The 13,458-nt window shown below is 53.5% G+C and carries 13 protein-coding genes; 8 read left to right on the top strand and 5 right to left on the bottom strand.

Annotation, left to right across the window (positions count from 1 at the left end):
• Positions 1-65 precede the first annotated feature (65 nt).
• The 5 genes from ccoG to VOI14_RS03540 are packed head-to-tail and all read left to right on the top strand — an operon-like array spanning position 66 to position 5,406.
• On the top strand, positions 66-1,493 hold the full coding sequence (ccoG, locus tag VOI14_RS03560) for a cytochrome c oxidase accessory protein CcoG (RefSeq protein WP_323750658.1): 1,428 nt from the start codon (positions 66-68) through the stop codon (positions 1,491-1,493).
• A gap of 48 nt (positions 1,494-1,541) precedes the next feature.
• Positions 1,542-2,057 carry a FixH family protein gene (locus tag VOI14_RS03555; RefSeq protein ID WP_323750657.1) on the top strand — a complete coding sequence of 172 codons (516 nt, stop codon included), beginning with the start codon at positions 1,542-1,544 and terminating at the stop codon, positions 2,055-2,057.
• Complete coding sequence (locus tag VOI14_RS03550) at positions 2,054-4,462, top strand: heavy metal translocating P-type ATPase (protein ID WP_323750656.1); 2,409 nt, start codon at positions 2,054-2,056, stop codon at positions 4,460-4,462. Before VOI14_RS03555 ends, VOI14_RS03550 begins: the two co-directional genes overlap by 4 nt.
• A 9-nt stretch (positions 4,463-4,471) precedes the next feature.
• Entirely contained in the window at positions 4,472-4,708 is a 237-nt protein-coding gene (gene ccoS / locus VOI14_RS03545; protein WP_323750655.1) for a cbb3-type cytochrome oxidase assembly protein CcoS, read from the top strand.
• 8 nt (positions 4,709-4,716) lie between these two features.
• Complete coding sequence (locus VOI14_RS03540; RefSeq protein WP_323750654.1) at positions 4,717-5,406, top strand: sulfite exporter TauE/SafE family protein; 690 nt, start codon at positions 4,717-4,719, stop codon at positions 5,404-5,406.
• 3 nt (positions 5,407-5,409) lie between these two features.
• On the opposite strand, the gene ttcA is transcribed toward VOI14_RS03540, so the two are convergent.
• A complete protein-coding gene (gene ttcA, locus VOI14_RS03535) occupies positions 5,410-6,309 on the bottom strand; it encodes a tRNA 2-thiocytidine(32) synthetase TtcA (protein ID WP_323750653.1) in 900 nt (299 codons plus the stop codon).
• An 84-nt stretch (positions 6,310-6,393) separates the two neighbouring features.
• Between ttcA and VOI14_RS03530 the strand changes: the two genes are divergently transcribed.
• Genes VOI14_RS03530 through VOI14_RS03520 form a run of 3 tightly spaced genes read left to right on the top strand, consistent with a single transcriptional unit; the run spans position 6,394 to position 8,792 of the window.
• On the top strand, positions 6,394-7,047 hold the full coding sequence (locus tag VOI14_RS03530) for a TetR/AcrR family transcriptional regulator (protein WP_323750652.1): 654 nt from the start codon (positions 6,394-6,396) through the stop codon (positions 7,045-7,047).
• A gap of 18 nt (positions 7,048-7,065) precedes the next feature.
• The gene (locus VOI14_RS03525) at positions 7,066-7,761 is read left to right on the top strand and encodes a DNA-J related domain-containing protein (protein WP_323750651.1); all 696 of its coding nucleotides are present in this window, start codon (positions 7,066-7,068) and stop codon (positions 7,759-7,761) included.
• The gene (locus VOI14_RS03520) at positions 7,758-8,792 is read left to right on the top strand and encodes a polysaccharide deacetylase family protein (protein ID WP_323750650.1); all 1,035 of its coding nucleotides are present in this window, start codon (positions 7,758-7,760) and stop codon (positions 8,790-8,792) included. The genes VOI14_RS03525 and VOI14_RS03520 overlap by 4 nt, the downstream gene beginning before the upstream one ends.
• A 7-nt stretch (positions 8,793-8,799) precedes the next feature.
• On the opposite strand, the gene VOI14_RS03515 is transcribed toward VOI14_RS03520, so the two are convergent.
• Genes VOI14_RS03515 through VOI14_RS03500 form a run of 4 tightly spaced genes read right to left on the bottom strand, consistent with a single transcriptional unit; the run spans position 8,800 to position 13,388 of the window.
• Entirely contained in the window at positions 8,800-9,837 is a 1,038-nt protein-coding gene (locus tag VOI14_RS03515) for a MalM family protein (protein WP_323750649.1), read from the bottom strand.
• A gap of 20 nt (positions 9,838-9,857) precedes the next feature.
• Positions 9,858-11,483 carry an OmpP1/FadL family transporter gene (locus VOI14_RS03510; protein WP_323750648.1) on the bottom strand — a complete coding sequence of 542 codons (1,626 nt, stop codon included), beginning with the start codon at positions 11,481-11,483 and terminating at the stop codon, positions 9,858-9,860.
• A 39-nt stretch (positions 11,484-11,522) separates the two neighbouring features.
• Entirely contained in the window at positions 11,523-12,533 is a 1,011-nt protein-coding gene (locus VOI14_RS03505) for a transporter (RefSeq protein WP_323750647.1), read from the bottom strand.
• Positions 12,534-12,587: 54 nt separating this feature from the next.
• Entirely contained in the window at positions 12,588-13,388 is an 801-nt protein-coding gene (locus tag VOI14_RS03500; RefSeq protein WP_323750646.1) for a C39 family peptidase, read from the bottom strand.
• Positions 13,389-13,458: the final 70 nt, after the last annotated feature.

The raw sequence follows: 13,458 nt of genomic DNA, 5'->3' as shown, positions 1-13,458 counted from the left end.
GCTTGAAAAGATCTGCAGACCCTCCGAGGCCCGCTCCCAGCACGTCACATTACCGGGAGGTATCCATGAGTAACCAGATTCCTGTTAAGCAGGTAGACCCTTCCCCTTCCGACAATAACAAAAACCCCGGAACCTACGATCTTTATGCCAGCCGCGAAAAGATCTACGTAAAAGAAGTCAAAGGGCTTTTCCAGAAGATTCGGAACGTTAGCCTGGTCGCGCTTATGGGCATGTACTTTCTCTTTGCCTGGCTGACTCTGGATGGCCAACCGCTGATTCATTTTGATTTACCGGCCCGTGAGTTCCATCTTTACGGTGCGACCTTCTATCCGAAAGATTTCTTTTTGCTATCTGCCATGCTGATTATCTCGGCATTCGGCCTATTCTTTATCACTACCTTGTTTGGTCGCGTTTGGTGTGGTTATACCTGTCCACAAACGGTTTGGACCTTCATCTTCATGTGGATTGAGGAAAAGGTAGAAGGCAACCGGAACAAGCGAATCAAGCTCGACAAAAGTCCGAACTCAGCCGAGAAAATCACCAAAAAAACCATCAAACACACACTCTGGTTGATTGTTGCTCTGGCGACAGGCATTACGTTCATCGGTTATTTCTACCCGATCCGTGAACTGATCGTGGACATGTTCACCCTGCAGGCCAATGGCTGGGCTTACTTCTGGGTCGCTTTTTTCACCGTTGCGACCTACCTGAACGCAGGCTGGATGCGCGAACAAGTATGCCTGTACATGTGCCCCTATGCGCGCTTCCAGTCGGTCATGTTCGATGCGAACACCCGAATCGTGTCTTACGACCCCAATCGCGGTGAACCTCGCGGCAAACGCAAAAAAGGGACCGATCCCGCCGAGGCAGGCTTGGGTGACTGCATCGACTGCGAACAGTGCGTACAGGTTTGCCCAACCGGCATTGATATCCGCGATGGCCTGCAGTACGAATGCATCGGTTGCGCGCTCTGCATCGACGCCTGTGACGATATCATGGACAAAATGAACTACCCAAGGGGCTTAATTCGGTACACCACCGAAAACGAACTGGAAGGCAAAACCTCAAAACTGCTACGCCCGCGAACGTTCGGTTACGGCCTGGTACTGGCACTGATGATCGGTGCGGTCGCCTTTATTATTGGCACTCGCGTACCAGCTCAATTGGAAGTTCTCAGAGATCGAGGGGCTCTGTTCAAGTTCAATGGCGAAGGGCGGGTTGAAAACTCGTTCACATTGAAAGTACAGAACATGACTGAGGTTCCTCAAACCTTTGAACTTTCGGTCGAAGGCTTGGACGGCATCCGTATCCTGACCCAAACCACCATCAAGGTAAGCAGTGGTGAACATCTTGCACTGCCTACCGTTGTCGATGTGCTGCCAGAGTCCATCGAAGTAACCAACAGCACCATACGCTTCCGCGCAGAATCCCAGACAGATAATTCTCTGCAGCTGGAAACTGAAAGCCGTTTTGTAGGTCCAAGGCCACGTTAATCGTGGTCCGGACCGGGCAATCAATCCATTTTCGAGACGAACTGCACAATGACTGATAAAACCCCTGTAGCACCTTGGTACCGCCAGCCCTGGTTCTGGTTTCTGACCATATTCCCGCTCGCCTCTATCACCTGGGGCCTGAGCATGCTGGTCCTCTCAGTGAACCTGGATACAGCCATGGTCTCCGATGACTATTCCAAAGAAGGCCGCGGCATCAACATGGCCATCGCCAGAGACCAGAAAGCCTCAGAGATGAAGGTGGCCGGAACGTTACAACTGTCAGACAGAAACGCAACGCTCACGCTGGATACCAAAGACGGCCCGGCTGACTTCCCTTACATCATTCTTAATCTCTACCACCCGACTCTTGAAGAGCGGGATCGCGTCATACAATTTAACCGTTTAAGCGCCGGTGAATACTCTGGACGCACCTTAGAAGATTTGGACGGCCGGTGGTACTTCGACCTTCAGGGCCCCGACAATGACTGGCGCGTCAAAGGTGAACTTTGGTTACCGGCCGAGCATCCCATTACCATTAAAACCAAGGGCAGCGCGGAAGAGTGACCCCCCGGAGTTGTTTCCATTGTGGAGAGCCCGCCGAGGGCCATCCACCGATCACCCTTCTGATTGACGACCAAGAACAACACTTTTGCTGCCAAGGCTGTAAAGCGGTGTGTCAGACCATCCATCAGGAGGGTCTGACCGGCTTCTATGACATTCGCACACAACGGGCCACTACACCGAAAGAACTGAACCAGGCCGATCTGCTTCGCTTACGCGAACTGGATCACCCATTGGTGCAACAATCGTTTGTCGCACCGGTTAAGGCGGGACAGGAAGCTCAGCTACTGATCGGTGAGATTACGTGTGCCGCCTGCATCTGGTTGCTTGAGAACCACATGAAGCACCAGACCGGCGTACAGAGTTTTACCGTAAACCATACCACCCAACGTGCAAGATTGGTTTGGTCACCGGATCAAGCCTCCCTCAGCGATTTGCTCATCGCTATCCATGAATTAGGTTACACGGCTCGCCCTTATCAAGCAGACGCTGCCGAACAGGCGCTTAAAGCTGAAAACCGCTCTATGCTCATTCGGTTGGCCGTTGCCGGCATCGCCACCATGCAAAGTATGATGCTGGCATTCCCACTGTATTTCGAACTCATCAGCGAGCTTTCACCCGAATTTATCAATATGTTCAGGTGGTTCGGTTTTCTCGTGGCAACGCCGGTTGTTTTCTACAGTGCGCGGCCGTTCTTTCGGAACGCTCGGAGAGATCTTGCCTCCCGACACCTGACCATGGACGTTCCAGTAGCGATCGCGATTGGACTGGCCTACGTCGCAAGCGCGTGGGTAACGGTATTCGGTGGGCAAGAAGTCTACTTTGAATCGGTGTGTATGTTTGCTTTCTTCCTGCTTCTGGGCCGGTACATCGAGGTACAAGCTCGCTATCGGGCCGGGCTAAGCGGGAATGCCCTCGCCGGCTTCCAGCCCGCGGTTGCCGCGTTGGTGACCGAGGGTGAAGCAGACATCGTGCCCGCACACCAGATCAAACCCGGCGACATTGTGCGGGTTCGTCCCGGTGAGACGCTGCCTGCCGACGGCGTCATTATCTCCGGAGAGTCCACGCTAAACGAAGCTGCGCTTACGGGCGAGTATTTGCCAGAAACCCGCTCACCGGGCGATACCGTTCATGCCGGCACAATAAACGGCGAGAATCCGCTGGATATCCGCGTTACCCGTGCCGGTGCGCAAACCCGCCTATCCGGCATCCTTCGGGTCCTTGACCGCGTTCAATCCGAAAAACCACCGGTTGCAAGAATGGCGGACCGAATTGCCGGGAAATTTGTCGCTCGTGTGCTCATACTCGCCCCGGTCATCTGGATTGGCTGGTGGCTTGCCGGGGCCGATAACGCCTTTGATATTACTTTGTCAGTGCTGGTTGTCACCTGCCCCTGTGCCCTGTCTCTGGCTACCCCTACAGCCATCACCTCGGCTACCGTCCGATTGAGAAAGCTGGGCTTCCTGCCTACGCGGGGGCACACGCTTGAATCCATGAACACGGTCGACACCGTTGTGTTCGACAAGACCGGCACCCTGACCCGCGGTGAGCTCACGCTCACCGATCATACAATCCGGGGCTCCGTTGACGAAGCCACCTGCCTGAAAATCGCCGCCGGACTTGAGAAACAATCCGAACACCCGATTGCCAAAGTCTTTCATAAAATGTCTTCAGTTCCGGTGATCAACGTCACCAACCACCTGGGGGGCGGCTTATCGGGAAAGTATGACGGCCAGCCGGTATTTATCGGCCATAAAGCCTTTGTGGCCTGCCACACCAACGCTTCAGCACCGGAGACCGCAGGTGCTGCCGGCATGGAAATCTGGCTCGCGACCAAAGACCAGTGGCTGGCGAGCTTCCAGTTGGACGACCAGGTCCGCGACGATGCAGCCAAAGCACTTGAAACGTTGCAGAACATGGGCATCCAGACCATCCTACTCAGCGGTGACCGCTCAGGGCATGTCCAGCAAATCGCTGCCAAGCTTGGAATTTCTCGTGCTATCGGCGAGGCCTCCCCCGAACAAAAACTTGAAGTGCTGGATAAGCTCGGACAGCAAGGCCACCGTGTTATGATGGTGGGCGATGGTTTGAATGACCTGCCCTCGATGGCCGGTGCAGGCATTTCAGTGGCGATGGGCACCGCCGCCGACCTGACACAGCTGAAAGCCGATGCGGTTTTGCTGAATGGCCAGCTTTACCAGCTCGTTGAAGCTATTCATACCAGCCAGCAAACCCGCCAGATCATTCGCCAGAATATGATTTGGGCGTTCGGTTACAACGTGTCTGCACTGCCTCTTGCAGCAGCAGGTCTTGTGCCCCCGTGGCTTGCCGCGATCGGCATGTCCCTCAGTTCACTGATAGTCGTCCTGAATGCCCTGCGCCTGAGCAGGGCTAGACGCGGCACATAGGAGTTCGCAATGAACATTGTCATGCTTCTTATTCCCCTGATGCTGATGCTGGTAGCTCTCGGCATCGTACTGTTCGCATGGGCCGTCAAAAACGGCCAGTATGATGATCTGGACGGCCCCGCACACCGGATACTGCATGACGACGACAAAGACATGATCCCCAGCGAGGCACGCCCTCCCCAAAGTGCCCCCAAAGATCATAACGTCGCAAACCGTTCGGAAAACACACCGAACAGCCAAAACTGATCGCATTCATGCAACCTGAACTCTACCTGAGCTATTCGAGCGCTTTTGTCATTGGTCTTCTCGGCAGCACCCATTGTCTGGGCATGTGCGGGGGCATCAGTGCCTCTCTATCAATGGCACTGCCCGTTGGCCGTGGTTTTAGGTTTCGCCAAACCCTGCTCCTGCTGGCCTTCAACTTTGGCAGAATCGGTAGTTATTCGCTGATTGCCGCAGGCATCGCCTTACTCAGCACTCAAGCTGCAGGCCAATGGGCTTGGGCAGGGCTTCTGCTCATGGCGATCGCCGGCGTGCTGCTGATTTTCATGGGGCTGTCGATGGGGCAATGGTGGCAGGGGATTCGATTTATCGAGCGTGCAGGGGCTCCGGTGTGGCGAGCCTTGTCACCACTCACCAAACGATTTCTTCCGGTTCATAACGCAGGCCAAGCGCTGGCGCTTGGTTCTTTGTGGGGTTGGCTTCCATGCGGGCTGGTTTACAGTACGCTCGGCTGGGCGGCCCTTCAGCCCACCGTACCCAGCGCGGCATTGACCATGTTTTTCTTCGGCTTGGGCACCCTGCCCTCAATGCTCGCGACCGGGTATGCAGCTCAATGGATTCGCGGCATCAAGAGCCATCAGGGCGTTCGTAAAATCAGTGGCGCTCTGTTGATCCTGTTCGGATTATGGACACTGCCGCTTCAAGCTCTATTGAACCTCTAACCTCTAGAGGTTCAATACATCGAGCCTGCCAAAGTCTTGTTCAGGTTCGCCATTCTGCACTACCGCCTGACGCTTACCGCCCAAGCGTTTTCCATCCTTGAAATCATACAGGTTCGGATCGGCCAGATGAGAGGGTTCAACATTACACATGGCGCGGAACATAGTTTCCAGTCGCCCGGGATGCTGCTTATCCCAAGTCTGGAACATATCCTTGATAACCTGGCGCTGAAGGTTTTCCTGAGACCCGCACAGGTTACAGGGAATGATGGGGTATTCACGAAGCTCTGCGTAACGGGCAATGTCTTTTTCCCGGCTAAACGCCAAAGGTCTGATCACCGTATTGCGCCCGTCATCGCTGTGCAGAACTGGTGGCATCGACTTCAGTTTGCCACCGTAGAACATGTTCAGAAACAGCGTTTCCAACATATCGTCCCGGTGGTGACCGAGCGCAATTTTCGTTACGCCATGCTCTTCCGCAAAGTTATAGAGAATTCCCCGGCGCAGACGCGAGCACAAACCGCAGGTCGTCTTCCCTTCCGGAACTTTTTCCTTAACAATGCTGTAGGTGTCTTTCTCAATGATGTGGTACTCGATACCAAGTGCCTCCAGATAGGCTGGAAGCACCTCTTCCGGGAAGCCTGGCTGCTTCTGGTCGAGGTTCACCGCAATGATCTCGAAGTCGACCGGTGCGCTCTTCTGAAGATTGAGAAGTATATCCAGCATCGCGTAAGAGTCTTTGCCGCCAGACAAGCAACACATAACCTTGTCGCCAGCCTCAATCATTGAGTATTCAGCAATCGCCTGCCCGACCTCTCGGCGCAGACGCTTCTGGAGCTTGTTCTGCTCCACTTTACGGAGGCGTTCTTGCTCGGAAACGTGTTGGGGTTCAGATTTGACAGCCATTGCTTCAGACATCGGTTATACGCTCACGAGGAAAGTGAGCCCGGAATTATACGCACGACAAACATTCAGGGACAGGACAGCAACATGGATATGTTGAATTTGAAGCCGGAAACTACGGGTAAACGCGCACTCAACAAACTGCGTAACCATCGGGCCATCCTGATAGCGGCCAGGGATTGTTTTCAGGAAAACGGATACGACAACACCTCGGTTCGCGACATCGTGCGGAGAACGAGTCTGGCATCCGGCACTTTCTACAATTACTTTTCGAGCAAGCAAGATATTTTTGCCGCCTTGTTGAGCGATTTTCTAAGCTCGCTCAACGACGATATGACGGCCCTCAGAAACTCAGCAACATCAACCGAAGAGCTCATCTATTCAACCTACCACGCTCTCTATTGTGCAACGGCAAAAGATCCCGTTATTTACGGATTGGCGCATCAAAATCAGCGGGCTCTGCGAAACCTGTTTGGCTCTGACATACTTGGCCTGACACTCCTGTCGCTGGAACAAGATGTTCGGACCGCAATAGAGCGTGGATTATTACCTCAAACCGACCCGGAATATCTGTGCGCCACGTTCTTTGGTGTTGCCTATGACATGAGCCTTCTGGTGGCTCGTAAAGCACGAACCTGCCCGAACGGTATCCAAGATGAAGTTCAGCGTGCAGCGAAATTTTCAACCGACCTGTTTCTTGGCGGGCTGCCGGCTTTAGGCACCCTTCCAAGCCAAAGCTGACTGACTTACCATGAATACATGACGACTGAATCCAAAAACAGCCCATCCGATAGAACCGCTCAACAAGAGTGGCACTGGCTAGCTCAGCAGGTTGAGCACCTTTTGCTGGCCGTCGAACATGAACTGAGACTAGCGGGCCCCTTGGGGCTTAGCGAGCTTGCTCTGATTAAAGCGCTGCAAAGTGATCGTTGGAAGTTAATTGGGCCGGTAAACTTTGCTCGCCCGGAGCAACTCTACCCTGTCCACTTCCTGCTGTTTCACACACTTTACCGTCTCAGCGACGAACTTTTACCCGACGGCGAAAGCATTCATTTGTCGCCCTTGAGAATCAACCTGTTCACGATGGATTCGTCCGCCCGAGGGAGCCAACCGGGGCCCAAAGATGCGCTCAGGGATTTTTATCTGGACCTGGAACAATACTACCTATCCAACATCGAAATCGGCGACATGATGGATCGTTTCTGGGCAGGTACAATGCAACAAAAGCCGAATAGCGAATCCACCGCCTCAGCGGCTGAATTACTTGGCTTCGAGTCGATACCGCCAGCGTTTGCAACGGTGAAACACCGGTTTAGAAAGCTGGTCATGAAGGTACACCCTGACCGCGGCGGCAGCACTGAAGAAGTGCAGCACCTGAACGAGGCTTTCGCGATCCTCAAAGCACACTATTCCTACTTATCAGCCCGGCCGTCAATTGGAACTTCCCGCTCATGATCCATTTCAGAAAACTGATGTCGCTACCCGCTCTGTCCTTGATGATGGCTCTTCCTTATACGGCCAAGGCCGACTTGGTGGTACTGCAATATCATCACGTTGACGACAGCACCCCTCCGGCAACCAGCACATCACGCTCACTGTTTGAAGCACAGCTTGAAATGATCTCCGATCTGGGTCTGAAGGTGGTTCCGTTGGGTCCGGGCACTCGTCAGGCGCTGTCCGATGACGCGCCACAAAACAATCAAGTCGCTGTTACTTTTGACGATGCCCATGACTCGGTTTACAGCGTTGCCGCCCCGATTCTTGATCAACAGAAGATGCCCTACACCATCTTCGTAAACACCAACGCCGTAGGTGCCGAGGGCTATATGGACTGGGCCGAGTTAAAAGAGCTTGGCGATAAGGAATGGGTTACGATCGCCAATCACAGCGCTGACCATGCACATCTGGCCCGCAAACCCGATGAATCCGATGACGACTGGCATAAACGCACCAACCATAGTCTGGACCGTGCTCAGGCGACGTTAGAGAAGCAACTGGGAACCACCGAGCGTTTGTTCGCCTACCCCTACGGAGAATACGACGAAGCACTCGAACAGAAGGTGAACGACAGAGGTTGGTTCGGCTTCGGTCAACAATCCGGAGCCATCGGGCGTCACTCACACGGCACCCGACTCCCTCGTTTCCCCATGGCCAACGCCTACGGGCAACTCAACAGTCTGGAAGACAAACTGCAAAGCAAAGCTTTTCCCATTGATGCCAGCACACTCCCGGATGGCGTTATCTCCCAAAACCCGCCGTCTTTGACGTTGACGCTGCAGGCTCCTTTGTCGCCAAAGCGCCTCACCTGTTTTGCGTCGGGCATGGGGAGAATTGATTTCAGCATCAATGGAGGCACCGTGACCGTACAGGCTCCCAGCGCTCTTTCCAGTCGCCGTTCCCGCTACAATTGCACACACCCTGCGGGTGACGGCGGCTTTTACTGGTTATCACAACAATGGCTGAATCTGAACACCCCTGAAGACTAGCTACTCCTCAAGGTTCGAAGGTTACGATTCCCAGCTCGCCTTTTTCGTTATGCGGGATGACCTTAGGCCCCGTATCGGTGGCGACAACCGTCTGTCCTTCCAGGTCTTGCGAGCGGGTATAGAGCACCAGCCAACGTTCCCCTTGCCCTGAAAAAACGGGCACCCAAGCTTCGACATAGCCTCGGCGATGCCAGTTCTCGGGAGTGTAATCCATCACCAGATCCGTGACGATCCTGACCACGCCAAAATCCCGGTCAAGGAACGCCAGACTGGGAACAAACACGCCTTGATGATCGTAAGCACGAAGGCGCATGACGAACCCCGACTTAGCCGAATCGAATAGCAGGGCAATTAACTGGAATGGAGATTCACCGGAACTGAATTGATGACGAGGTGCTTCGCCATCGATTTGAATACCAAACTCACTCCCCTCGACCCAGTTTTGATGGTCTTTGTTTGCAAACTCTGTGCAGCAAAGCGATGAAAACTCGTCAAACTCACTGACCTGATTTGGTTCAACACCGAGAATCGCAAAAGCATACGGGTCATACCCCTCAACCGGTTCCATCTCTGCGACGGATTGCGATGGCAGGTGCACAGAGGCTGGGGTTAGATGAATCGGACTGGCGCGAGAGCCTGAGCTCCGGCCATCAATATCGGGCGTGTAATAGCTGACCCGCACATTGCCTTGCGCGTCAAGCCAGGTGAAATACGGCGGCCTCTGGCCGTCACGAACAAAGCTTTTGTCGGCCAGCTCTTCACCGTCGGGGTAGTTTTCGGGGGTGTAATCCTCTTCGCTCGGGGAGGTACTGGCTAGGAACGGGTCTTTGGTTTGCGCGCTCTCGACTTCACCTGCCTGAGTTTCCGCCGACGACGTTTCCGAGTCCGGAATACGGGTATAACGTACCCGGCCCTGCTCATCGACCCAAGTAAAATAACCGTCTCGCTCCGAGATGCCCGAACTCCCGCCGCCTAGCTGGCAACCTGCCAAAAAGGTGACAACAACGAGCAACGGCAAGAGGCCTCTTATTCGGGCCTGCATCATTGGCGAACTCCGCAGTTAGATCAGAACTTGGTCCTGAAACTCAGGCCGGCCATGACCACACGCAACGAGGTTTTGATGTCCATACCGGCATAAGGGTTATAGATAATATTCGTTATATTGTCGCAGTTTACGTTACAGCTGGAATCCGCTGGAATGGTTTCGATCGACTGTAAGTAAGATAGACTCATGTCGATCTCGGTATCTTTATCCCATCGGTACCCCATACCAATACTGTAAAGATTCGCACCGCCGAAGGGCGCCATAATCGATCGCTGATCATCCGGAATCACAGAGTCCCGAATTTCCACGCCCGCGCGCAGGTCCAATCGTGACGAGGCATGGAATTCCATCCCGAATGCCCAGTTCCATTGGCTTTTGAATCCAAGCGGGAGTTTCAACGTATTCGGAGTCGCGTTGTCAGGCGACAAGATCCTGGCGGCATTCAGGAACTCAAGATCTCGGTCAAACCTCAAATTAAACGCATCCCATTGAGCAAAATCCGTCCACCCGATATCCGCATTCAACGACAGCTTGGGGTGTACATCCACACTAATCCCGGTTTGAAAGTGCTGCGGGTACACAAGATCCATCGACACGTTACCCGCTTCCCGGGGCGCTCCGGATGGCAGGCTGAGTATGGAGGAGGTGATCGCGCCAAGCACCGACCCGTTAAGACCCTGCCAGAAGCCAGCCCAATCATCCGTATATTGAATCTCGAACTGACCTTTCAGGTTCATGTCCGCTTCAGAGGTATAGCTTGCCCCCCAACGGAACCAGTCGGTCGGTTCCCACATAACACCCAACGCATAGGTCGGAGAGATACTTTCCTGCAAGTTCAGGCTCAACGCACCAATATCATCGAAGGGCCCTATGTTCCCCCCACACAAAGCCAACCAAGGTTGTAATGGCTCATCGCCACTTTCGCAGTTGAAGGCATCCTGCAGTACTTCGGCCACACCGAGCAGCATGTTGGGGGCCCGCATGTACTGGTCTGCGGCTAATCCGAAATGTGACAAATGAATGCCAGCACCCACAGACCACTCGTCATTAATTTCATAGCCCACTGTCGGCGACAGATAGGTGGTTCTTTGAAGCGCAGTCGCTTGAGGCTGGTAACGGCCTGGATCATCTTTGTCACGATAAAAGCCCGCTGCCATCGGCATAAAAAAAGCGTTGGCAAACGTGAGTTTCGAACCGGGCGACTTAATACTGATCCCCGCTGAGGGCGCAACCGCGGGCCCCGGCGGCAGTCGAAGAACACCGTATCCCGGCACGTAAAGTGCCACATTATTCGTGTGACTGTGACTGTTGGCTACGGGGTCACGCTGCTCTCCGGTAGTAGGATCTATTTCCAGACCCTTAATACCAAAAATCTCGTACTCTTCATCGGCAATGAAATCCGCATCAATATCCAGATAGATACTGAGAATATTCACTTCCAATTGGCGGCCGTCCAATTTAGTAAGACCGGCTGGATTGTAGTGAATCGACATGATCCCAGGGGGATCTGCCGTCACGGCGTTGCCCAGCGCCAGCGCTTTCGGGTGGATCGTCAGGTTTTGCGTCATCTGCGCCTGAGCACCCCATGAAAGACCGGCAGCAATCAGAGTCGCCAGAATGGGCTGTTTGTAGCTAGGTTGTCCCATGAAATACATCCTCTTCCCTTAGAATATCTGCGGCGCCAATCACTCTTTGAGGCCAGAGAAATTAATGGGAAGGGATACACCCAGGGAAAAGTCCGGAGCATCTTCCGTCAGACCGATTCCCAGACTGGTATTCACAATCGTCATATCACTGACGCGGGTACCGAGAGACATACTCAGGAATCCAGTCATCTGGTCTTGTGCAACGGCTTGATCGCCGTTCGAGAAGGTCAGAATCGTTTCGTCGCTGTAGCTGACCTGAGCGGACATGCTCAATGAAATATCGTAAGACAGTGAGTAGGCAAAACCGGCCGACCCGGAAAGCCCGAAACCGGGCTCGACTTCGGTCAGCAGACGACCACCACGCACTTGCTCCAAGTCGTCCGCGGTAATGTTGTACGTTGCACTTAGGGAGCCGAATACAACCACCGGATCCAGGACCTTGGATAAACTCAGACCGCCACCAACCGAGTAGTAACCGCTGCCCGTAGACAGCTGTTCCTTAATGTCGATTTCGTAGGGACTAACACCGGTTTTGGTGCTTAGGGTGCCAAAAAAGGTGGTCGACATTTTCCCCGGCACGTAGGCAAAAGGCTGCCAACGGCCGGTGAAGGAAACATCCCCCATGTCGTACACGTTCAATTCGTCTTCGGTGTCGTACTTAACCACGAGGGGAAGCCGAGCACCGATGGTCAGGTTATCCAGAAGCCCGTAATCGTATGAAAAGGCATTTGTAAAACTGTGAGTGGCCGAGGGCACCACATCCAAATTACGAACCGAACCGTCCGTAATGGACAGATCAAGGCGTTGATCGCCGGTATAAGAATAATCAAAAGAGTAGTTAAGGGAATGAGTGCCCTTTTTCTGCAATGAGTAGTTTTTTTCCGCTGCCTGGAACACTTCTTCAAGCTGACGGCTGGAATCCTCATCCCCATCCTGACGCGAAAGCGCTTCCCGCGCCTGATCCACACTTCCATCTTGTGCAAGCGCCATACCTGGAAGCAGACCTGCCGTGGAAACAAGGAAAAAGCCTCGCACTAACCAACGATTCATCCTGACTCCCTACTCTTATTGATTTTATTCCTGTCCCGAGCCTTAACCCGAAAATTAGTTACGACGGTAGTAAAGTTGTTTTCGTGTGTTTTCCACACTACCGTCGGGATTGTTCTTCTGTCGTTCCAGCAGGTTCTGCAGGCGCCGTTCTGTGGCCTCATGAAATGCCGGAATCTGATGTTGCGCCAGCAGTGTCATGGTCTGATCATCCACAAACCGGAGGTCTTCCTCTTTCAGCTCCAGATTGTCCAATGGCTTATCACTCCCCGGGAAAACAATGAACAACACGTTGTCGTCCCACTTTTCTTCGAATTGAGCCAAGGTAAACGAGATATTGCCCACGGCCGGATCGGCCAGATAGACACGGCCATCGCGAATGGTGCGAAGAACGACAAAGTGCTTAAAACCTGCGTGTTGAATAGGAACGATGGCGGGATGGTCGAGTTCCATTAAGTCATCAAGACCAGCGCGGAAGCCGCCCGAGGGATAACCCAGTGCGGTCACCAGCTTTTTCATATCCAGCATGGAGAATGCCCGACGCTCAACGATCCGTTCACTTTCACCGTAATGCAGCAGCCCTTCCATCACCTGGCGCTCTGAAAGTGTTCGCCCCAGATAATTGTTCAAGACGGTTGTAAGCGCTGCGCTACCGCAACTGTAATCGTAGGCTTGCCGAACGATGTTTCGGAACGTTTGCTCTACCAATGGCTCAACGCGAACATCCGTACGATGTTCAACGGGGCTGGAGTCCACTTTGTGCTCGAGCACAATGGTACCCCGATCAAACGGTTCTACTTCGGTAGCTTCCTGCACCATTGCGAACGTGAGGATCGACCCGGCCAACACCAGCAGCATTATGGAAAGTCCCTGTTTTTATTAGACATGCAACTAAGTGGTTACATCATGTAACGGTAAGATACCGAAA

Origin of the sequence: Marinobacter sp. (assembly GCF_034669625.1) — a bacterium.
Taxonomy (GTDB): domain Bacteria; phylum Pseudomonadota; class Gammaproteobacteria; order Pseudomonadales; family Oleiphilaceae; genus Marinobacter.
Note: the sequence above shows the minus strand (reverse complement) of the source record. Positions and strands in the feature narration are given on the sequence as shown.

Excerpts from the sequence above, each read along its gene's own strand:
- ccoG (WP_323750658.1), top strand. The coding sequence starts at position 66 with ATGAGTAACCAGATTCCTGTTAAGCAGGTAGACCCTTCCCCTTCCGAC.
- VOI14_RS03555 (WP_323750657.1), top strand. The coding sequence starts at position 1,542 with ATGACTGATAAAACCCCTGTAGCACCTTGGTACCGCCAGCCCTGGTTC.
- ccoS (WP_323750655.1), top strand. The coding sequence starts at position 4,472 with ATGAACATTGTCATGCTTCTTATTCCCCTGATGCTGATGCTGGTAGCT.
- VOI14_RS03540 (WP_323750654.1), top strand. The coding sequence starts at position 4,717 with ATGCAACCTGAACTCTACCTGAGCTATTCGAGCGCTTTTGTCATTGGT.
- ttcA (WP_323750653.1), bottom strand. The coding sequence starts at position 6,309 with ATGGCTGTCAAATCTGAACCCCAACACGTTTCCGAGCAAGAACGCCTC.
- VOI14_RS03530 (WP_323750652.1), top strand. The coding sequence starts at position 6,394 with ATGGATATGTTGAATTTGAAGCCGGAAACTACGGGTAAACGCGCACTC.
- VOI14_RS03525 (WP_323750651.1), top strand. The coding sequence starts at position 7,066 with ATGACGACTGAATCCAAAAACAGCCCATCCGATAGAACCGCTCAACAA.
- VOI14_RS03520 (WP_323750650.1), top strand. The coding sequence starts at position 7,758 with ATGATCCATTTCAGAAAACTGATGTCGCTACCCGCTCTGTCCTTGATG.
- VOI14_RS03515 (WP_323750649.1), bottom strand. The coding sequence starts at position 9,837 with ATGATGCAGGCCCGAATAAGAGGCCTCTTGCCGTTGCTCGTTGTTGTC.
- VOI14_RS03510 (WP_323750648.1), bottom strand. The coding sequence starts at position 11,483 with ATGGGACAACCTAGCTACAAACAGCCCATTCTGGCGACTCTGATTGCT.
- VOI14_RS03505 (WP_323750647.1), bottom strand. The coding sequence starts at position 12,533 with ATGAATCGTTGGTTAGTGCGAGGCTTTTTCCTTGTTTCCACGGCAGGT.
- VOI14_RS03500 (WP_323750646.1), bottom strand. The coding sequence starts at position 13,388 with ATGCTGCTGGTGTTGGCCGGGTCGATCCTCACGTTCGCAATGGTGCAG.